This window comes from Pseudomonas sp. NPDC090208 (assembly GCF_044746785.1).
GTDB lineage: Bacteria > Pseudomonadota > Gammaproteobacteria > Pseudomonadales > Pseudomonadaceae > Aquipseudomonas.
Genome location: NZ_JBIVCU010000007.1, coordinates 73,291 through 93,744, shown reverse-complemented (window position 1 = coordinate 93,744; position 20,454 = coordinate 73,291). Strand labels below are relative to the sequence as shown.

The window sequence follows — 20,454 nt, the reverse complement described above, 5'->3', positions numbered from 1 at the left end:
TCTGGGAGAACCCAATGTCCTCTTTTGTCGAAATGATCGAAAACATCACCCCGGACATCTACGAAAGCCTGAAGCTGGCCGTAGAGATCGGCAAGTGGTCCGATGGCCGCAAACTGACCCAGGAACAGCGTGAACTGTCCCTGCAGGCACTGATCGCCTGGGAAGTGCGCAACGTGCCGGAAGAGCAGCGCATCGGCTACATGGGCCCTCAGGAATGCGCGTCGAAGTCGGCGCCGGTGCCGAACATCCTGTTCAAGTCGGATGCCATCCATTGATCGAAATTGGTCGCGGCTCCGTCAACAAAATGTCTGCGCGGCTCGATGCCACGCAGGTCGAATACGCGTTTCGTCTGGATGACACGGAAATTCCGGTCAACCCGCTGATCGGCAAGACCGTGCGTCTGGAATACCTCGGTGCGATCCACTGCAGCCACTGCGGTCGTCGCACCAAGACCAGCTTCAGCCAGGGCTATTGCTACCCGTGCATGCAGAAACTGGCGCAGTGCGACGTCTGCATCATGAGCCCGGAGCGTTGCCACCACGAACAGGGCACCTGTCGTGAACCGGCCTGGGGCGAGCAGTTCTGCATGACCGACCATGTGGTGTATCTGGCCAACTCGTCGGGCATCAAGGTCGGCATCACCCGTGCCACCCAGTTGCCGACCCGCTGGCTCGACCAGGGCGCCAGCCAGGCGTTGCCGATCGTGCGTGTGGCCACCCGCCAGCAATCCGGTTTCGTCGAAGACCTGTTCCGCAGCCAGGTGCCGGACCGCACCAACTGGCGCGCGCTGCTCAAGGGCGATGCGCCGGCCGTGGATCTGGTCGCCGTGCGTCAGCAGTTGTTTGAATCCTGCGCCGAAGGGCTTGCCGCCCTGCAAGAGCGTTTCGGCCTGCAGGCGATCCAGCCGCTGTTCGATGTCGAACCCATCGAGATTCGTTATCCGGTCCAGGCTTACCCGGGCAAGATCGTCAGCTTCAATCTGGACAAGGACCCGATCGCCGAAGGCACACTGCTGGGCATCAAGGGCCAGTACCTGATCTTCGACACCGGCGTGATCAATATCCGCAAATACACGGCGTATCAGCTCGCCGTGCATCAGTAATGAAAAGGACGGCATCATGCGTACCGAACAGCCGAAAATGATCTACCTGAAGGATTATCAGGCGCCGGAATACCTGATCGACGAGACGCACCTGACCTTCGAATTGTTCGATGACCACACCCTGGTGCATGCGCAACTGGTCATGCGCCGCAATCCCGAAAGAGGGCCGGGCTTGCCGCCTCTGGTGCTCGACGGTCAGTTGCTGGAGCTGCTGTCGGTCAAGCTGGCCGACGCCGACCTGGCGCCCGGCGACTATGAGCTGACCCCGGACAACCTGACTGTGCAGCCCACGTCCGCCAGCTTCATCCTCGACACCAGCGTGAAGATCCACCCGGAAACCAACACCGCGCTGGAAGGCCTGTACAAGTCCAGCGGCATGTTCTGCACCCAGTGCGAGGCCGAAGGCTTCCGCAAGATCACTTATTACCTCGACCGCCCGGACGTGATGAGCACGTTCACCACTACCGTCAGCGGCAACAAGCAGGACTTCCCGGTGCTGCTGTCCAACGGCAACCTGATCGCCGCAGGCCCGGGTGAAGACGGTCGCCACTGGGCAACCTGGGAAGACCCGTTCAAGAAGCCAGCGTACCTGTTCGCGCTGGTGGCCGGTGATCTGTGGTGCGTCGAAGACACCTTCGTCACCATGAGCCAGCGCAAGGTCACCCTGCGCATCTTCGTCGAGCCGGAAAACATCGACAAATGCCAGCACGCCATGGACAGTCTTAAGAAGTCCATGCGCTGGGACGAAGAGGTCTATGGCCGTGAGTACGACCTGGACATCTTCATGATCGTCGCGGTCAACGACTTCAACATGGGTGCGATGGAGAACAAGGGTCTCAACATCTTCAACTCCAGCGCCGTGCTGGCCCGCGCCGAAACCGCCACCGACGCCGCGCACCAGCGGGTCGAGGCCATCGTCGCCCACGAATACTTCCACAACTGGTCGGGCAACCGCGTGACCTGCCGCGACTGGTTCCAGCTGTCGCTCAAGGAAGGCTTCACCGTATTCCGCGATGCCGGCTTCTCTGCCGACATGAACTCGGCCACGGTCAAGCGTATCCAGGACGTCGCCTACCTGCGCACCCACCAGTTCGCCGAAGACGCCGGCCCCATGGCCCATGCCGTGCGCCCGGACAGCTTTATCGAGATTTCCAACTTCTACACCCTGACCGTGTATGAAAAGGGCTCGGAAGTGGTCGGCATGATCCACACCCTGCTGGGCGCCGATGGCTTCCGCAAGGGCAGCGACCTGTACTTCGAACGCCATGACGGCCAGGCCGTGACCTGTGACGACTTCGTCAAGGCCATGGAAGACGCCAACGGCGTCGACCTGACCCAGTTCAAGCGCTGGTATTCCCAGGCCGGTACGCCGCGTCTGGTGGTGAGCGAGTCCTACGACGCCGCAGCGAAAACCTACAGCCTGACCTTCCGCCAGAGCGCGCCGACCACACCGGGTCAGCCAGGTGACGCGAAGAAGCCATTCGTGATTCCGGTGGCGCTGGGCCTGCTGGACAAGCAAGGCCACGAGATTGCGCTGCGTCTGCAGGGTGAGTCTGCTGCCGTTGGTGGTTCGCGGGTGATCTCGGTGACCGAGGCCGAGCAGACCTTCACCTTCGTCGACATCGCCGAACAGCCGCTGCCATCGCTGCTGCGCGGTTTCTCGGCGCCGGTGAAACTGAGCTTCCCGTACAACCGCGACCAGTTGATGTTCCTGATGCAGCACGACACTGACGGTTTCAACCGCTGGGATGCCGGTCAGCAACTGTCGGTGCAGGTGTTGCAGGAACTGATCGCCCAGCATCAGAAGGGCGAGCCACTGGTCATGGACCAGCGTCTGGTCACCGCGTTGGGCACCGTGCTCGCCGACGACAGCCTCGATCAGGCAATGGTCGCGGAAATGCTGTCGCTGCCGGGCGAGGCCTACCTCACCGAAATCAGCGAAGTGGCGGACGTCGAAGCGATTCACACTGCTCGCGAATTTGCTCGTCAGCAACTGGCGAACAGCCTGAGTGACGCGCTGTGGAAGCGTTACCAGGCCAACCGCGAGCTGTCGAAACAGACGGCTTATGTGGCGGAGTCCGAGCATTTCGCCCGTCGCGCACTGCAGAACATCGCGTTGTCGTACCTGATGCTGACCGAGAAACCCGAAGTGCTGGCAGCCGCCATCGAGCAGTTCGACAGCGCCGACAACATGACCGAGCGCCTGACCGCGCTGGCCGTACTGGTCAACTCGCCGTTCGAGGCCGAAAAAGCCAAGGCGCTGGCGGTGTTCGCCGAGAACTTCAAGGACAACGCGCTGGTCATGGACCAGTGGTTCAGCGTCCAGGCCGGCAGCCCGTTGCCGGGTGGTCTGGAGCGGGTCAAGGCGTTGATGCAGCATCCGGCGTTCACCGTGAAGAACCCGAACAAGGTGCGTGCCCTGATCGGTGCCTTCGCCGGCCAGAACCTGATCAACTTCCATGCGGCGGACGGCTCTGGCTACCGCTTCCTGGCCGATCTGGTCATCGAGCTGAACGGCTTCAACCCGCAGATCGCCTCGCGCCAACTGGCCCCGCTGACCCGCTGGCGCAAGTATGACGACAAGCGCCAGGCCTTGATGAAAGGCGAGCTGGAACGCATCCGTGCGTCCGGTCAGCTGTCGGCGGATGTGTATGAAGTGGTGAGCAAGAGCCTGGCTGAATAAGGTTCAGGCTTCATCAAAAGGGCTGCTCGTGAAAACGGGCGGCCCTTTTTTTGGGCTCATGGTTTTGTGGCGTTAGGTGAGCTCAGGCCTGGCGCAAAACCTGTAGGAGCTGGCTTGCCTACGAAAGCGGTGGGTCGGCTAACCCGGCATTGACTGGACCGACGCCTTCGCGAGCAGGGCTCCCTCCCACGGGTTTTGTGGTGTTGGGTGAATTCAGGCCTGGCGCAAAACCTGTAGGAGCTGGCTTGCCTGCGAAAGCGGTGGGTCGGCTAACCCAGCATTGACTGGACCGACGCCTTCGCGAGCAGAGCTCCCTCCCACGGGTTTTGTGGTGTTTGGTGAGTTCAGGCCTGGCGCCAAACCCGTAGGAGCTGGCTTGCCTGCGAAAGCGGTGGGTCAGCTAACCCGGCATTGACTGGACCGACGCCTTCGCGAGCAGGGCTCCCTCCCACGGGTTTTGTGGTGTTGGGTGAATTCAGGCCTGGCGCCAAACCTGTAGGAGCTGGCTTGCCTGCGATGATGGTGGGTCAGTTAACTCGGCATCGACCGGACTGACGCCTTCGCGAGCAGAGCTCCCTCCCACGGGTTTTGTGGTGTTTGGTGAGTTTCGGCATGGCGCAAAACCTGTAGGAGCTGGCTTGCCCTGCGACCGGCGACGCAGTCGTCGTATATCCGGTGAATGCGGTGTGTCAGGGCTACTGGGGCGTCAGGGTTTACGACGGTTTCGGTCGAGCGCGACCTCGGTCCGCTCGCAGGACAAGCCAGTTCCTACAAGGGAACTGCGGTGTAGGACATTTCTAAGTATTGGCGTTTAGCATTCATGCAGACTGCCGGGATTGCCTCTGGCAGAACCTGCCCACGACGACGTTCATCCTTTCGTTTCTCTTTGAAACAAGGAACGACCGTGTTGATAAAAGGATGGCAATTACCCCTGTGCCTGGGGCTGGCGGCAATGTCGCAACAAACGCTGGCTTCCGCAGAAATCAGCCGTGAACAAGCATTCAGGGTGGGCAGCGTCGATCTGAGTCTGGGCGTCGGCGTGCTCAATGGGCAGGGGCGGGAAACCGTGTACGACGTCGACCGGGGTGGGCGCAAGCTCAGTCAGTTGAACTGGGACATCAAACTACAGCCGACCCTGCATCTGGGCCTGGCGTATCACCCCACCGACTGGCTGTCGCTGGAAGCCCGCGGCTGGACCCGTATCGCCAACGGCAATGGCCATATGAAGGATTACGACTGGCTGGACGAGCGAACATCCGACTGGACCGATTACTCGACCCACCCCGACACCCGCGTGCAGAAGGCCTGGCAGGCCGAGCTGGCGGCCACGCTCTGGCTGTTGAAGCGGGAAGACTTCGCCCTTGGCGCGCTGCTGGGCTATCAGCGCAGCGAGTTTGGCTGGCAGACCCGCGGCGGTAGTTATACCTATTCCTATGCGGGGCGTCGCGACATGTCGGGCGAGTTTCCTGACGACGAAAAAGGCATCAGCTACCAGCAGACCTACAGCACGCCTTACATCGGGCTGGTCGGTGCCTATCGTATGGGCGACTGGGCGCTGGAAGGGCGTTTCAAATACAGCCAGTGGGTCAAGTCCGGCGATTTCGACACTCACCATATGCGCGACCTGACCTTCCGCGGTGAGCGTGACAATGCCGGCCGCATGCATGGACTGGCGATGGCATTGTCCTGGCAGGCCACGCCCAACCTGTCGCTCAAGGCCGGTGTCGACTATCAGGTGCATGCAGAGAGCAAGGGCGGGACGATGATCCATGACCTGAGCGATGGCTCGCAGGACTGGTACGGCGGCAATTCCGGCGGCCAGTCGATGCGCACGGTGTTGTCGAGCTTGAGTGTCGGGTATCGGTTCTGAGGCCTTCCGTATGACCCTTGTAGGAGCTGGCTTGCCCTGCGACCGGCTGCGCAGCAGTCGTAAATTCGGCCAATGCGGTACATCAGGCACACCGCATGCGCAGGTTTTACGACGAGTGCCTCGCCGGTCGCAGGGCAAGCCAGCTCCTACACAAGAAATGGCGGGTATCGTGAAAAGATGGCTCTTTGCTTGTATGTCACCCGACAGCCCATTCCAGCAGCTAGAGTTCTCAATCAGTTTCAGTGATAACGCTGTAATCACCGGGCCGGTGCTTAACAAAAGATAACGTCATGTCGATTGTCATACGTTTTCCAGGGTGGCTAGGATGGGTCCGCTTCTGTAGGTCGCGTCGTACGCAGGCCAGCCCCGTACGACGGGCTTTCAGGGAGAACCCAATAACAAAAAGGAAGGGGATGCTCCATTGAACGCAGTGTTGTCGCTGTTCATTTCCATGACCCTGTGTGGCACCGCTCTGGCGGCCGACAGCAGTCCGGCCGATGCCCCCGCCAGTGCTGGCGATTCCTCGGTGTTTGCGCTCCCGTCCAGCAAGGCTTCACGCAGTCTGTTGCTCGACGTCACCCACGCCGGCAACCGTCTGGTGGTGGTCGGCGACCGCGGCCACATTCTCTATTCCGATGACCAGGGCCAGACCTGGACCCAGGCGAAAGTGCCGACCCGGCAATTGCTCACCGCCGTTTATTTTGTCGACGCACAGCACGGCTGGGCGGTCGGTCATGACGCGCAGATCCTCGCCAGCAGCGATGGCGGCGCGACCTGGAGCAAACAGTTCGAAGACCTCAAGCGCGAAGCGCCGCTGCTCGACGTGTGGTTCAAGGACCTCAACACCGGCATCGCTGTCGGCGCCTATGGCGCGCTGCTGGAAACCACTGACGGCGGCCAGCACTGGGAAGACATCGGTGACCGCCTGGACAACGAAGACCAGTACCACCTCAACGGCATCGGTTACGTGAAGGATGCCGGCCTGTTCATCGTCGGCGAGATGGGCAGCATGTTTCGTTCCCCTGACGACGGTCAGACCTGGGAAAAACTCGAAGGCCCTTATCAAGGTTCATTGTTTGGCGTGGTTGGCACGGCCCAGCCGCAGACGCTGCTGGCCTACGGCTTGCGCGGCAACCTGTACCGTTCCACCGACTTCGGCAGCAACTGGGAACCGATCGCCCTGCAGGGTGAGCGCGGGCCGCTGGAGTTCAGCATCGCCAACGCTTCGCTGCTGCCGGACAACAGCATCGTGCTGGTGGGCAACGGCGGCAGCGTCATGCGCAGCACCGACGAAGGTGAAAGCTTCACGGTTTCCAACCGTCCCGACCGGCTGTCCCTGGCGGGCGTGACCGAAGACGACAAGGGCAATCTGATTCTGGTTGGACAGGGCGGCGTTCGCGTCACCTCGCCGACGGGTGTCGACGTCGCTCAACAATAAGAACGGATCAGGCCAGGACGCTTTCCCATGACAAATCTCCAACATCACCACGACAAGCCGACCCTGCTGGAACGGTTGATCTTCAACAACCGTCCGACCGTGATCGTGATCTGTCTGCTGGTCAGTATCGTGCTGTTCTGGCAGGCGACGCTGGTGCGTCCGTCGACCAGCTTCGAAAAAATGATTCCGCTGGGCCATCCGTTCATCCAGAACATGATGGAACACCGCAACGATCTGGCGAATCTGGGCAACACCGTGCGCATTTCGGTGGAAGCGAAGCAGGGCGACATCTTCACCCGCGAGTATATGGAAACCCTGCGCCAGATCAACGACGAGGTGTTCTATATCTCCGGCGTCGACCGCTCGGGGCTGAAGTCGCTGTGGAGCCCCAGCGTGCGCTGGACCGAAGTGACAGAGGAAGGCTTTGCCGGTGGCGAGGTGATTCCGCAGAGCTACGACGGCTCCCAGGAGAGCCTCGACAAGCTGCGCAACAACGTCCTCAAGTCCGGTCAGGTCGGGCGACTGGTGGCGAACAACTTCAAATCCAGCATCGTCGATGTGCCGCTGCAGGAGTTCTACCCGGACCCCAACGATCAGAGCAAGCTGCTGCCGCTGGACTACCGGCAGTTCTCGCACCAGCTCGAAGAGAAGATCCGCGACAAGTACGAAGCGCAGAACCCTAACGTCGATATTCACATCGTCGGCTTCGCCAAGAAGGTCGGTGACTTGATCGACGGTCTGATCATGGTGGTGATGTTCTTCGGCGTGGCGTTCCTCATCACCCTGGTACTGCTGATGTGGTTCACCCGCTGTACGCGCAGCACCATCGCCGTGTTGAGCACCACGCTGATCGCGGTGATCTGGCAACTGGGCCTGATGCATGTGGTGGGCTTCGGGCTCGATCCGTATTCGATGCTGGTGCCGTTCCTGATCTTCGCCATCGGCATTTCCCATGGCGTGCAGAAGATCAACGGCATCGCCCTGCAATCCAGCGACGCCGACAATGCATTGACCGCGGCACGGCGCACGTTCCGCCAGTTGTTCCTGCCGGGGATGATCGCGATCCTGGCCGATGCTGTCGGCTTCATCACCCTGCTGATCATCGACATCGGCGTGATTCGCGAACTGGCCATCGGCGCGTCCATCGGTGTCGCGGTGATCGTGTTCACCAACCTGATCCTGCTGCCGGTGGCGATTTCCTATGCCGGTATCAGCAAACGGGCGATCAGCCGCAGCAAGGAAGCCGCCAATCGTGAGCACCCGTTCTGGCGCCTGCTGTCGAACTTTGCCGCGCCGAAAGTGGCACGGGTGTCGGTGATCCTTTCGTTGCTGGCGCTGGCCGGCGGGCTCTGGTACGGCCACAACCTGAAGATCGGCGACCTCGATCAGGGCGCGCCGGAACTGCGTCCGGACTCGCGCTACAACCAGGACAACAACTTCATCATCAGCAATTACTCCACCAGCTCCGATGTGCTGGTGGTGATGGTCAAGACGCCGACCGAAGGCTGCTCGGCCTACCAGACGCTGGCGGCGATCAACGAGTTGTCGTGGAAGATGGAAAACACCCCCGGCGTGCAGTCGGCGATCTCGCTGGTCACCGTGTCCAAGCAGGTGATCAAGGGTATGAACGAGGGCAACCTCAAGTGGGAGTCGCTGTCGCGCAACAAGGACGTGCTCAACAGTTCGATCTCGCGGGCCGACGGGCTGTACAACAACACCTGTTCGCTGGCGCCGTTATTGATCTTCCTCAACGACCACAAGGCCGAAACCCTCGACCGTGCGGTGCATGCGGTGCAGGACTTCGCCAAGGCCAACAACAAGGAAGGCCTGGAATTCCTGCTGGCCGCCGGTAACGCCGGGATCGAAGCCGCGACCAACGAGGTGATCAAACAGGCCGAGCTGACCATCCTGATTCTGGTGTACATCTGCGTCGCGGTGATGTGCATGATCACCTTCCGCTCGTGGGCAGCGACCCTGTGCATCGTCCTGCCGCTGGTGCTGACCTCGGTGCTGGGCAACGCGCTGATGGCGTTCATGGGCATCGGCGTCAAGGTCGCGACCCTGCCGGTGGTGGCGCTGGGTGTGGGGATCGGCGTCGACTACGGGATCTACATCTACAGTCGCCTGGAAAGCTTCCTGCGCGCCGGCCTGCCGTTGCAGGAGGCGTATTACGAAACTCTGAAATCCACTGGCAAGGCGGTGCTGTTCACCGGCCTGTGCCTGGCGATCGGCGTGTGTACGTGGATCTTCTCGGCGATCAAGTTCCAGGCCGATATGGGCCTGATGCTGACCTTCATGCTGCTGTGGAACATGTTCGGTGCCCTGTGGCTGCTGCCGGCGCTGGCGCGGTTCCTGATCAAGCCGGAAAAGATGGCCGGCAAGGTGGGGAATTCGCTGTTCTCCCATTGATCGACAGACCCAACAAAAAACCGCAGCCCGAAAGGCCTGCGGTTTTTTTTGGGCCATGACGATGTGTAGGAGTGAGCTTGCTCGCGATTTGCGTTGGATGAAGAAACGCGATGTTGACTGTGCGGCCATCATCGCGAGCAAGCTCACTCCTACTAAAAGCAGGGGATGGCCCCGTAGCAGCACGGTTTGCCGGCGGTTGCAATCTTGCGGATGCCACCGTCGGCAAGCCGGACTGCTACGGGAGGTGGCGGTCAGCCGTAAACGAAGAATCCGCGGCCGCTCTTGCGCCCCAGGTAGCCGGCGGCAACCATTTCCTTGAGCAGCGGGGCAGGGCGGTATTTGCTGTCGTTGAAGCCTTCGTGGAAGGCTTCAACGATGGCGAGCAGGGTGTCCAGACCGATCAGGTCGGCCAGCGCCAGCGGACCGATGGGCTGGTTGCAGCCCAGGCGCATGCCGTCGTCGATGTCCTGCGCGGTCGCCAGGCCTTCCTGCAGGACCAGAATCGCTTCGTTGAGCATCGGCACCAGAATGCGGTTGACCACGAAGCCCGGACGGTTGCCGGCGGTGATGGCGGTCTTGTTCAGGCGTTCTGCCAGTTTGATCGCCGCCACGTGGGTGGTGTCGGCGGTCTGCAGGCCGCGAATCACTTCGATCAGGCCCATCATCGGCACCGGGTTGAAGAAGTGCAGGCCGATGAAACGCTCCGGCTTGTCGACGCTGGCGGCCAGTTGGGTGATCGACAGCGACGAGGTGTTCGAGGCAATCACGCAATCCGGGCCGACATGGGCGGCGATCTGCTTGAGCAGGCGCAGCTTGAGGTCGAGGTTTTCCGTGGCCGCTTCGATCACCAGTTGCGCGCCGTCCAGCTGGGCGTAGTCGGTGGTGCAGCGAATCCGTTGCACGGCCGCTGCGGCGTCTTCGGCACTGAGGACCTGCTTGTTGACCTGACGCTCAAGGTTCTTGCGCAGGGTCGCCAGACCGCGTTCCAGCGCGGCGTCGGCGATGTCCACCAGGGTCACGTCGAAACCGGCCACCGCGCACACCTGCGCGATGCCGTTGCCCATGGTCCCTGCGCCGATCACGGCGATGTGTTGCATGCTCATGAAAAATTCCCCGCTCAGACGCGTTCGAAGATGACGGCGATGCCCTGACCGCCACCAATGCACATGGTCACCAGCGCGTAGCGGCCCTGGATGCGGTGCAGCTCATGGATGGCCTTGGTGGCGATGATCGCGCCGGTGGCACCGACCGGGTGGCCGAGGGAAATGCCCGAACCGTTGGGGTTGACCTTTTCCGGGTCGAAGCCCAGTTCGCGGGCCACGGCGCAGGCCTGGGCGGCGAAGGCTTCGTTGGATTCGATGACGTCCAGATCGGCGACGGTCAGGCCGGCACGTTGCAGCACCTTGCGGCTGGCCGGAATCGGCCCCAGACCCATCATCGACGGCTCGACACCGGCGTGGGCGTAGGCCACCAGACGGGCCAGCGGCTTGAGACCCTGTTCACGTACCAGATCGCCGTTGGCCATGATCAGCGCGGCTGCGCCGTCGTTGAGGCCCGAGGCGTTGCCGGCGGTGACCGTGCCGTCCTTCTTGAAGGCGGTCTTCATCTTTTCCAGTTGCTCGGCGGTCACGTCGCCGCGCACGTGTTCGTCCTGGGCGAAGGTCACGGTGCCTTTGCGGGTGGCGATTTCGATCGGCACGATCTGCCCGTCGAAGCGCCCTTCGGCGATGGCGCGAGCGGCGCGCTGCTGGCTGCTCAGGGCCAGGGCATCCTGATCGGCGCGGGTGATGCCGTAGTGTTCGGCGATGTTCTCGGCAGTGATGCCCATGTGGATATTGGCGAACGGATCGTGCAGCGCACCGAGCATGTAGTCATAGGCCTGCACGTTGCCCATGCGCGCGCCCCAGCGGGCCTGCGGCATGATGTAGGCACCGCGGCTCATGGATTCGGCACCGCCGGCCAGCACCGCGCGAGCGTCGCCCAGTTGCAGCGATTGCGCGGCGGAAACGATGGCCTGCAGGCCCGAACCGCACAGGCGATTGACGTTCATCGCCGGGGTTTCCTTGGTCAGGCCGGCTTCCAGCGCAACGACCCGCGACAGGTAGGCGTCGCGTACTTCGGTGGGAATCACATGGCCCATCACCACATGGCCGATGTGCTCGGCAGCGACACCGGATTTCTCCAGCGCGGCGCGGCTGACCTGGGTGCCCAGCTCGATGGGCGAGACGTCCTTGAGGGAACCGCCGAACCCGCCGATGGCGGTGCGCAGCGCGCTGACGACGAAAACTTCTGGTTGGCTCATGTCGACTCCTGAAAGCTGTTGAATTTATTGTGGGCCGCAGCGGCAACGCCATTTCGGCCAAGGGACGGTGGCGGCAAGTCTAGATCGCCGGTACGCGGGCGGCCTATGCCGAAACTGTCCAGATCCGCTGGCGTTCTTTACCATCAGCGCCTGAACGGGGGTGTGGCACCCATCGAAAGAGGAAAGGCGGCTCATGCGGGAAAAGGATTCGGTGTCGATCTACTTCGTCCAGTTGGTGGTGCAGGCCCTGCGCGACCAGCCGCTGCGCCTGCAATCGGTGCTGGAAGCGGCAGGCATCGACATGGCGCTGCTGAGCGATCCGACGGCGCGGGTGCCGGCCAGCGCCTTCGCGGCGCTGTGGCTGATTCAGATCAAGGAACTGGGCGACGAGTTCTTCGACCTCGATTCCCACGGCATGCCGCTGGGCAGCTTCGCCCTGATCTGTCGCGGGCTGATTCAGGAACCCAACCTGGAAAAGGCCCTGCGCCAGTGCCTGAGTAATTTCAGCCTGTTTCTGCGCGACTTTCGCGGCAGCCTGAGCGTGCGCGGGCAGCGGGCGGTGATCAGCGTCGACACCCATGCCGCCGACCCGCTCAAGCAGCGTTTCGGCGAGGAAACCTTTCTCCTGCTGATGATCAGCCTGTTGTGCTGGCTCGGCGGGCGGCGTATCACCATCGACCGTGCGCAATTTCGCCATCGCCGCGAGCGCCTGAGCGACGACTCGTTGCTCTGGGGCTTCAACCTGAGCTTTGGCGAGGCGCGCACCGAGATCGAGTTTTCCAGCCATTATCTGCGCCTGCCGGTGGTGCAGTCGCTGCCGTCGCTGAAATCCTTTCTGCGCACCGCGCCGCAGTGGCTGGTGATCCGCTTCCGCAACCAGCGCGGGCTGGCGGCGCAGGTCTATCAGCGTCTGCGCGGCAGCCATTACGGACACTGGCCGACGCTGCTGGAGATGGCCGAAGAACTGAAACTCAGTGCGACCACCTTTCGTCGCCGGCTGGAGCGCGAGGGTTGCGCCTTTCAGGGGATCAAGGACGATGTGCGGCGCGGCATCGCCCAGCAGAAACTGCGCGAGACCGACATGAGCGTGGTGGACATCGCCGAGCTCGTCGGCTTTCAGGAACCCAGCGCCTTTCACCGGGCCTTCAAGAAATGGACGGGGGAGAGCCCTGGCGGATACCGGCGCGGGCGTCAGGTCGACACCGAGATGGCTGACTAGGCAAATAGCCAGTACGCAGCCCGTCGTCAGGCAAAAGAATTTTCGTGAACGGCGTCTCGATTTTCTTCAGTTCGCTGCACCGCTGCCGATGACGTGGTCAGTACCAAGTTTAGGAGTGTCATCGTGAATTTGTATCTCAACCAACTGCAGAGCAAACACGACTTCAAGAGCTCGATCTATGCAGGTGATATCTACCTGAACACCAACCTGCAGGCGACCCATGATCTGTGCCGGTTCGCCAAGGACAGCATCACGGCGGCATTCGATGGCGAGACCGACCATCAGGCACTGCACACCATGATGCCGGTCACCGAGTTCGTGGAGCGCGTCACCGCCCTCAAGCGGCAGTTCACCAACTGCCTTGAGGTCAAGGAGATGATCCACAAGTTCGCGCTGGAAATCGGCATCGACCCTACCGAATACCTGTTCGACGTGCCCCGCATCCGCGTGGTGCCGAACTACAACTACCTGCATGCCGGCGTCAGCTATGCGTACAAACCGCATCGTGACACCTGGTACGGCAACGCCGATTGCCAGATCAACACCTGGATGCCGGTCTACACCATCCAGCCGGAACAGACCATGATGATCAACCCGGGCTATTTCAGCACGCCGGTGAAGAACTCGTCGGTGGACTGGAGCCTGGCCGAGTGGATCAACGTGCAGCGTCCGGCGGCGAAGACCAACATCACCGAAGAAACCCGTGTTCACCCGGTGCCGCAGGAAGACATCCAGACCTCGTCGGAAATCCGCATTGCCGGTAACGAAGGCGAAGTCATCACCTTCTCCGGCTCGCACCTGCACGGCACGGTCGCCAACTTCACCGACAAGACCCGTTTCAGCATCGACTTCCGTCTGCTGAACCTGCAGGACTTGCTCAACGGCCGTGGCGCGCCGAACGTCGACAGCGGTGCCAAAGACGTCGAAGCCGGCTACAAAGATCTGTTCCATCTCAACGACTTTTCGCAATTCCAGGGAGTTAGCCAATGACCAAGCGCCGTCTGACGGGGCCTGAGGCCGAATACGCCGAAAAACGCGCCAACCTGCTCAAGCGCGTGGACTCGCAATATGTCGCCGACGCGCCGTTCGTGTTCGCCAACCGGATTGCGGTCACCGCCGCGCTGTCGCGCATCGAACTGTTCAAGATGGTTCAGGACATTCCCGGCGCGATCATCGAATGCGGCGTGTACAAGGGCAACTCGTTGATGCTGTACATGCAGCTGTCGATGATTCTGGAGCCGTACGCGATCAACCGTTCGATCATCGGTTTCGACACCTTCTCGGGCTTCCGCAGCATCGACGCCGAAGAAGACCCGGCCGACATCAACGAAACCATGTTCTCCGACACCGATGAGTCGATCATTCAGGAAATGATCGATGCCAACGATCTGGTGCGTCCGGTCAACCGGATCCCGCGTTGCGAAATCATCAAGGGCGACATCATGGAAACCGTGCCGGCGTTCCCGAAAACCCGTCCGGACCTGGTCGTGGCCATGCTGATCCTCGACACCGACCTGTACGCGTCGACCAAGGTCGCGCTGGAAACCTTCCTGCCGTACATGCCAAAAGGCGCCATCGTGGTGCTGGACGAAGTGGCCTACCGCAACTTCCCTGGCGAAACCAGCGCGCTGCGCGAGGTTCTGGACCTGAACAAGGTCGAACTCAAGCGCCTGCCGTTCGATTCCTGCGTCGGTTATTTCCGCGTCTGATCGAGACTGTCTGCACCGAGCCCCGTCTGTTTTCAGCCGGGGCTTTTTTTATGGCGCTTGATATTCCGAACGCCTGCTGCTTATTTTGTACGCCTTGCCGCTTCTGCGGCCTGCCAAAAAAAGAAAAAGGACTGAGTCATGTTGAGCGATGGCCACAATTCACTCGCGCAGCGATTGATGGGCATTGATGAAATCGAATGCGTCACCCCGGATCTCAACGGCGTGCCGCGTGGCAAGGTGATGACGGCCCAGGGTTTCCTTGAGGGCCGCCGTCTGCAGATGGCTCGTGGCGTGCTGCTGCAATGCATCATGGGCGGCTACCCGCCGGCGAAATTCTACGGCAGCGACGACGGCGATCTGGCGCTCAATGCCGATCCCGATCAGGTCTACCGTCTGCCCTGGTGCGACGAGGAGCCTCGGGCGCTGGCGATCTGCGATGCCGACGAGTTGAGCGGCGAAAGCTCGGCGCTGTCGACCCGGGGTCAGCTCAAGGCGGTGATTGCCCGCTATGCCCGCCACGGCTGGGCGCCGGTGGTGGCCACCGAACTCGAATTCTTTGTCTTTGCACCCAACACCGACCCGACGCAGCCGTTCAAACCGCCAGTCGGGCTGGACGGGCGCCGCGAAGATGGTCACTCGGCATTCAGCGTCAGCTCCAACAACGGCCTGCGGCCATTCTTCAGCGAAGTCTACAAATGCATGGCGGCGCTGGACCTGCCCCGTGACACCTTCATGCACGAGATGGGTGTCAGCCAGTTCGAGATCAACCTGCTGCACGGCGATCCGCTGGTGCTGGCCGACCAGACCTTCCTGTTCAAGCACCTGCTCAAGGAAGTCGCGCTCAAGCACGGCCTGACCGTGGTCTGCATGGCCAAACCGCTGGCACACACGCCGGGCAGCTCCATGCACATTCACCAGAGCGTGGTCGACGCGACCAGCGGCAAGAACATCTTCAGCGACGCCAGTGGCGAGCCGACCGCGGCGTTCCATCACTTCATCGGTGGTCAGCAGGCGGCGATGGCCGATTTCACCGCTTTGTTCGCGCCCAACGTCAACTCGTACCAGCGTTTGTGTCATCCTTTCGCCTCGCCGAACAACGCCTGCTGGTCCCACGACAACCGCGCCGCCGGCCTGCGCATTCCCGCCAGCGGCCCGGAAGCGCGGCGAGTGGAAAACCGTTTGCCGGGCGCCGATGCCAACCCGTATCTGGCCATTGCAGCTAGTCTTGCAGCGGGGCTGTACGGCATCGAGCAACAACTGCAACCGTCGGCACCGATTCAGGGGGAATTCGCCGTACCGGATCATCTTTCGCTGCCATGCACTCTGCATGCGGCGCTGGAGCGTCTGAAGCGCAGCCCGCTGGCCAAGGAACTGTTCGGGGCCGAGTTCATCGAAGGCTACGTTGCTTCGAAGACCCTGGAGCTGACCAGTTTCTTTGATGAAATCACTCCCTGGGAGCGTCGCGTGCTGGCCGCCCAGGCTTAAGAACCGTGCTTCGGAAATCCTCCGCGCAGGAGGGTTTCCGTTTTTGGAATGCCGATGCGCCAGATCTGGAAGTCCTTTCGTGCGCTGTATTTCGCCTCGCTGATGATGCTGATCGGCTCGGGCCTTTTGAGTACTTACCTGGCATTGCGTCTTGCCGCCGACAAGGTCGACGGCCTGTGGGTCGGTGCGTTGATGGCGGCCAACTACGTGGGCCTGGCGCTGGGCGGCAAGGTCGGCCACCGGCTGATCGGCCGGGTCGGGCATATCCGTGCCTACGCCACATGTGCCGGTATCGTCGGCGCGGCGGTGCTCGGTCACGGGATGATCAATTACCTGCCGGCGTGGATCTTCCTGCGCATGATTGTCGGCCTCGGCATGATGTGCCAGTACATGGTCATCGAGAGCTGGCTCAATGAGCAGGCCTCGCCCAAGCAGCGCGGTACGGTATTCAGCGGTTACATGATCGCGTCGTACCTGGGCCTGGTGCTCGGCCAGCTGATTCTGGTGGTGCATCCACAGTTGGGGCCCGAGTTGCTGATGCTGGTCGCCATGTGTTTCACCCTGTGCCTGGTGCCGGTGGCGATGACCCGCAGCATTCACCCGGCACCGCTGCGCCCGGCGCCACTGGAGCCGCTGTTCTTCATGCGTCGGGTGCCGCAGTCGCTGACCACGGTGCTCAGCGCCGGCCTGATCATCGGTTCGTTCTACGGTCTGGCGCCACTGTTTGCCGCGCAGCAGGGGCTGTCGACCGAGCATGTCGGTCTGTACATGGCGACGTGTATCGGCGCCGGCCTGCTGGTGCAGGGGCCGCTGGGCAAGTTGTCCGACCGTTATGACCGTGCCTGGCTGATCCGTGGCTTTGCCGGACTGCTGGTGCTGGCCGGTCTGCCGCTGGCGATCTTTCCCGGCCTGCCCATGGAAGCGGTGTTCGCCATGGGCTTCGTGACCTCGTTGCTGCAATTCGCCCTGTATCCGCTGGCGGTGGCGTTCTCCAACGACCACGTCGAAGGCGAGCGGCGGGTGTCGCTGACGGCGATGTTGCTGATGACCTACGGCGTGGGCGCCAGTATCGGGCCGCTGATTGCCGGTGTGCTGATGAAGAGCTTCGGCAGCAACATGCTGTACGCCTTTGTCTGCTTCGTCGCGTTGATTCTGGTGGTGCGCATCCGGCCGAAAGCCGTGACCAACCTGCACCAGGTCGAAGACGCGCCGTTGCACCACATCGCCATGCCGGAAAGCATGGCCAGTTCGCCGCTGGTAGTCGCCCTCGACCCACGGGTCGACGAGCAGGTGGTGCACGATCAGATGCACACAGCGGCTGCGGCGCCTGAGCAGCCTTCCGAGACTGCCGACGATGCTGCTGCGACAGCCGAGCCGGAAGCGCCGGAGCGGGTCGTGGCCTCGGGCGAAGGCGTGGTGCGGCCGGTAGCGGTGGTCGATGGCGAGGCCAGCACCGAGTCCCAGGACGCCCGGCCCGACCCTGCGCATGAGGCTTCCCGCGATGTGGGGGTGGATCGGCCGTTATGACGGTCGCTAAGCCATTGTGGGATGGCTGCGATTTCCTGTAGGAGCGTGGCTTGTCCCGCGACCGACTGCGCAGCAGTCGTAAATCCGGTACATGCGGTACGTCAGGAATGCAAAGTCGTCAGGTTCTGCTGCCGGTTCCCGACAGGTCGCGGGACAAGCCACGCTCCTACAGGTGGCGCCCGCGTGGGGATCAATGCATGGCCCCAGCGTTCTCCAGTTCCATCAACCGCTCGGTCCACAGCGCGTCGTCCAGCGGGTATTGTGCCTTGCCAGTGATGTGAGCCACGGCGCCGGCCTGTCGTGCGGCAAAGCCTGTGGCCAATGCTTCGCCCAACCGCTGGGCCGCCCGGCACAGGCAGGCATCCCGCGTCTCCGCGTGGTTCACCAGCAGCACGATACTGGCATCGCACATCAATAGGCTTTCGATCTGCGCCAGCGCCTCTGCCTGCCGCAAATCGGCGGCCAGCACTTCCACGCAGCGCCCGGAGCTGTCGGTGATGCGTCTGGCTACGGTTTGCAGCCGTTCGCGCTGTTTCGCCACCAGAATCAGGTCATAGCCCCGGGCGGCCAGGCGTCGCGCATAGATCAGGCTACGGCCTGACATCGCCCCGACGATCACCGCTGTTCCCTTGTGTCTGAGCATCTCGTGTCTGCCATCGGCTTCATCGGGCGTCAGGGTAGGGCGCTGGTCACGCGGGTGCCGGTCATAAAACCCACCATTCCAGACGTGTTTTCCGGCCATGCCACGAATGGCCGGAATCGATGTTTTTACGACTCATATGACAGCGTTCATCTCTCTAACATCGGTTTCGACATGCACGACGCAGCACGGCCCGACCGCCCTGCGACGTGCCAACCCTTGTTTGCGGAGACTGCGACATGAATTTGAGCAACAACACCATCTTCATCACCGGCGGGACTTCCGGTATCGGCCGCGCACTGGCCGAAGCCTTTCATCAACGTGGCAACAAGGTGATCATCGCCGGTCGTCGCGCCGCGTTGCTGGAGCAGATCACGGCGGCCAATCCGGGGATGGAAGCGGTGACCCTGGACGTCAGCGATGCCGCCGATATCGCTCGGGCGACCGCCGAAGTGGTGCGTCGTTTCCCTGGCCTGAACGTGTTGATCAACAACGCCGGGATCATGCAGATCGACGACGCCAGCGGGGCCATTGACGAGCAACTGCTGATCGACACCCTGACCACCAACGTCTCCGGCCCGATCCGCGTCACCTCGGGCCTGATCGAGCACCTCAAGGGCAAGCCCGACGCGGTGATCATGAACGTGTCTTCGGTGCTGGCGTTCGTGCCGCTGGCCTTTACTGCCGTGTACAGCGCCAGCAAGGCGGCCTTGCACTCGTACACCCTGTCGCAGCGCTACATGCTGCGCAACACCTCGGTTCGCGTGTTGGAAATCGCGCCGCCATGGACGCAGACCGATCTGCTCAACAGCAATGACGAGCCGCGTGCCATGCCGCTGGGCGAGTTCATCGAGGAAACCCTGGCTGTGCTGGCCAGCGATGCCGACGAAATCCTCGTCGAGCGTGCCGTACCGTTGCGCACTGCCGCGGGCCCGGACGAACGGGCGTTTTTCAACGGTTTCAACGACGCGTTCGCAGCGGGTTGAAATAACAGCGACGGCGGCGGTGTCATTTGACGCTGTCGCCGTCGAACTTTTTGTTTCGCTGTCGCCGATTGGACCTAGAATCGATTTTTTCTGACGGACAGCCTGTTCATGCAAACCGTTGCTCTCATTGTCAGGCCCGACTTTCAGGTCATGAGCCTGGCGGCGCTCTCGGCGTTCGAATTCGCCAATGTGGCCGCTGAAGAGCGGCTCTACGACATTCATCTGCTGTCCGAGCACGGCGGGCTGGTGGCAGCCAGTGCGTTGTACACCTCGGTGTCGACCCAGGCGTTGGACAAGGCCGAATACGACACGGTGCTCATCAGCGGCGCCATGGACCGCTCGGATGCGACCCCGGCCATCAACGCCTTCCTGCTGCAGGCCTACGCCCGTTGTCGGCGGGTCGGAGCGCTGTGTGTGGGCGCGTTCGCACTGGCTGAGGCCGGCCTGCTTGATGGCCGTCGGGCCACGGTGCACTGGGCCCGGGCGCAGGAAATGCGGCGGAAGTTTCCGGCGATCAAGGTCGAGGAAGACCGCATCTACATCATCGACGGCAAGATCTGGACGTCGGCCGGCATGAGCGCCGCGCTGGACCTGACCCTCGGCATGGTGGAAAAGGACCACGGCGCCGAACTGGCGCGTAAAGTGGCGCAACACCTGGTGCTCTACCATCGCCGCGCCGGCGGTCAGTCGCAGCATTCGGCGATGCTGGAAATGAGCCCCAGCTCCGACCGCGTGCAGATGGCGCTGGACTACGCGCGGAAAAACCTGCGTCGCGAACTGTCGGTGGAAGAACTGGCCGATGCAGCGTGCCTGAGCCCGCGCCAGTTCAGTCGCACGTTCCGCGCGCAGACCGGCACTTCGCCGGCCAAGGCCGTGGAGAACCTGCGTCTGGAGGCGGCACGGCTGATGATGGAGCAGGGGCGGCTGCCACTGGAAACCGTGGCCAGCGAAACCGGCTTCGGCGATCGCGAACGCATGCGCCGGGCCTTCTTGCGGGTTTACGGGCAGTCACCGCAGTCACTGCGTCGCAGTTCGGGGCCGACGGTGGAGGTGTTTTAGGGCGGGGGAGTGGAGCAGCTTTTGA

16 protein-coding genes are annotated in these 20,454 nt (G+C 62.1%); 13 read left to right on the top strand and 3 right to left on the bottom strand.

From position 1 onward, the window contains the following. The first annotated feature begins 14 nt into the window (after positions 1–14). The 6 genes from ACIPL0_RS13825 to ACIPL0_RS13800 all read left to right on the top strand — a co-directional run bounded on the left by ACIPL0_RS13825 (position 15) and on the right by ACIPL0_RS13800 (position 9,502). Positions 15–275: a YeaC family protein gene (locus ACIPL0_RS13825; RefSeq protein WP_062380693.1), complete on the top strand. Its 261-nt coding sequence runs from the start codon at positions 15–17 to the stop codon at positions 273–275. Next, the gene (locus ACIPL0_RS13820) at positions 272–1,102 is read left to right on the top strand and encodes a DUF2797 domain-containing protein (protein WP_400597324.1); all 831 of its coding nucleotides are present in this window, start codon (positions 272–274) and stop codon (positions 1,100–1,102) included. Before ACIPL0_RS13825 ends, ACIPL0_RS13820 begins: the two co-directional genes overlap by 4 nt. Before the next feature lie 16 nt (positions 1,103–1,118). Further along, on the top strand, positions 1,119–3,785 hold the full coding sequence (gene pepN, locus ACIPL0_RS13815; protein WP_400597326.1) for an aminopeptidase N: 2,667 nt from the start codon (positions 1,119–1,121) through the stop codon (positions 3,783–3,785). A gap of 904 nt (positions 3,786–4,689) precedes the next feature. Beyond that, positions 4,690–5,655 carry an omptin family outer membrane protease gene (locus tag ACIPL0_RS13810; RefSeq protein WP_400597327.1) on the top strand — a complete coding sequence of 322 codons (966 nt, stop codon included), beginning with the start codon at positions 4,690–4,692 and terminating at the stop codon, positions 5,653–5,655. Positions 5,656–6,106: 451 nt separating this feature from the next. Continuing rightward, the gene (locus ACIPL0_RS13805) at positions 6,107–7,093 is read left to right on the top strand and encodes a WD40/YVTN/BNR-like repeat-containing protein (RefSeq protein WP_400597421.1); all 987 of its coding nucleotides are present in this window, start codon (positions 6,107–6,109) and stop codon (positions 7,091–7,093) included. 27 nt (positions 7,094–7,120) lie between these two features. Beyond that, positions 7,121–9,502, top strand: coding sequence for an RND family transporter (locus tag ACIPL0_RS13800; protein ID WP_400597328.1), 2,382 nt, complete (start codon positions 7,121–7,123; stop codon positions 9,500–9,502). A gap of 251 nt (positions 9,503–9,753) precedes the next feature. Here ACIPL0_RS13800 and ACIPL0_RS13795 read toward each other — a convergent pair whose 3' ends face one another. Together ACIPL0_RS13795 and ACIPL0_RS13790 are read right to left on the bottom strand one after the other, a co-directional pair. After that, the gene (locus ACIPL0_RS13795; protein ID WP_400597329.1) at positions 9,754–10,605 is read right to left on the bottom strand and encodes a 3-hydroxybutyryl-CoA dehydrogenase; all 852 of its coding nucleotides are present in this window, start codon (positions 10,603–10,605) and stop codon (positions 9,754–9,756) included. Between the two features lie 14 nt (positions 10,606–10,619). Further along, positions 10,620–11,804 (bottom strand): acetyl-CoA C-acyltransferase family protein, encoded by a 1,185-nt coding sequence (locus ACIPL0_RS13790; RefSeq protein ID WP_400597330.1) that lies wholly within the window; start codon positions 11,802–11,804, stop codon positions 10,620–10,622. 193 nt (positions 11,805–11,997) lie between these two features. Between ACIPL0_RS13790 and ACIPL0_RS13785 the strand changes: the two genes are divergently transcribed. The 5 genes from ACIPL0_RS13785 to ACIPL0_RS13765 all read left to right on the top strand — a co-directional run bounded on the left by ACIPL0_RS13785 (position 11,998) and on the right by ACIPL0_RS13765 (position 17,744). Further along, positions 11,998–13,023 carry an AraC family transcriptional regulator gene (locus tag ACIPL0_RS13785; protein WP_400597331.1) on the top strand — a complete coding sequence of 342 codons (1,026 nt, stop codon included), beginning with the start codon at positions 11,998–12,000 and terminating at the stop codon, positions 13,021–13,023. Between the two features lie 123 nt (positions 13,024–13,146). After that, a complete protein-coding gene (locus ACIPL0_RS13780; RefSeq protein ID WP_400597332.1) occupies positions 13,147–14,013 on the top strand; it encodes a hypothetical protein in 867 nt (288 codons plus the stop codon). Beyond that, complete coding sequence (locus tag ACIPL0_RS13775; RefSeq protein ID WP_400597333.1) at positions 14,010–14,732, top strand: TylF/MycF/NovP-related O-methyltransferase; 723 nt, start codon at positions 14,010–14,012, stop codon at positions 14,730–14,732. The genes ACIPL0_RS13780 and ACIPL0_RS13775 overlap by 4 nt, the downstream gene beginning before the upstream one ends. Before the next feature lie 240 nt (positions 14,733–14,972). Next, positions 14,973–16,217 carry a glutamine synthetase family protein gene (locus ACIPL0_RS13770; RefSeq protein WP_400731545.1) on the top strand — a complete coding sequence of 415 codons (1,245 nt, stop codon included), beginning with the start codon at positions 14,973–14,975 and terminating at the stop codon, positions 16,215–16,217. Positions 16,218–16,271: 54 nt separating this feature from the next. Then, positions 16,272–17,744 carry an MFS transporter gene (locus tag ACIPL0_RS13765; protein ID WP_400597334.1) on the top strand — a complete coding sequence of 491 codons (1,473 nt, stop codon included), beginning with the start codon at positions 16,272–16,274 and terminating at the stop codon, positions 17,742–17,744. A gap of 190 nt (positions 17,745–17,934) precedes the next feature. Here ACIPL0_RS13765 and ACIPL0_RS13760 read toward each other — a convergent pair whose 3' ends face one another. Further along, positions 17,935–18,387 (bottom strand): SDR family NAD(P)-dependent oxidoreductase, encoded by a 453-nt coding sequence (locus ACIPL0_RS13760; protein WP_400597335.1) that lies wholly within the window; start codon positions 18,385–18,387, stop codon positions 17,935–17,937. A gap of 236 nt (positions 18,388–18,623) precedes the next feature. On the opposite strand from ACIPL0_RS13760, the gene ACIPL0_RS13755 reads away from it, so the two are divergent. Further along, positions 18,624–19,370 (top strand): SDR family oxidoreductase, encoded by a 747-nt coding sequence (locus ACIPL0_RS13755; protein WP_400597336.1) that lies wholly within the window; start codon positions 18,624–18,626, stop codon positions 19,368–19,370. A 108-nt stretch (positions 19,371–19,478) separates the two neighbouring features. Continuing rightward, positions 19,479–20,429: a GlxA family transcriptional regulator gene (locus tag ACIPL0_RS13750; protein WP_400597337.1), complete on the top strand. Its 951-nt coding sequence runs from the start codon at positions 19,479–19,481 to the stop codon at positions 20,427–20,429. The last annotated feature ends 25 nt before the right edge of the window (positions 20,430–20,454 follow it).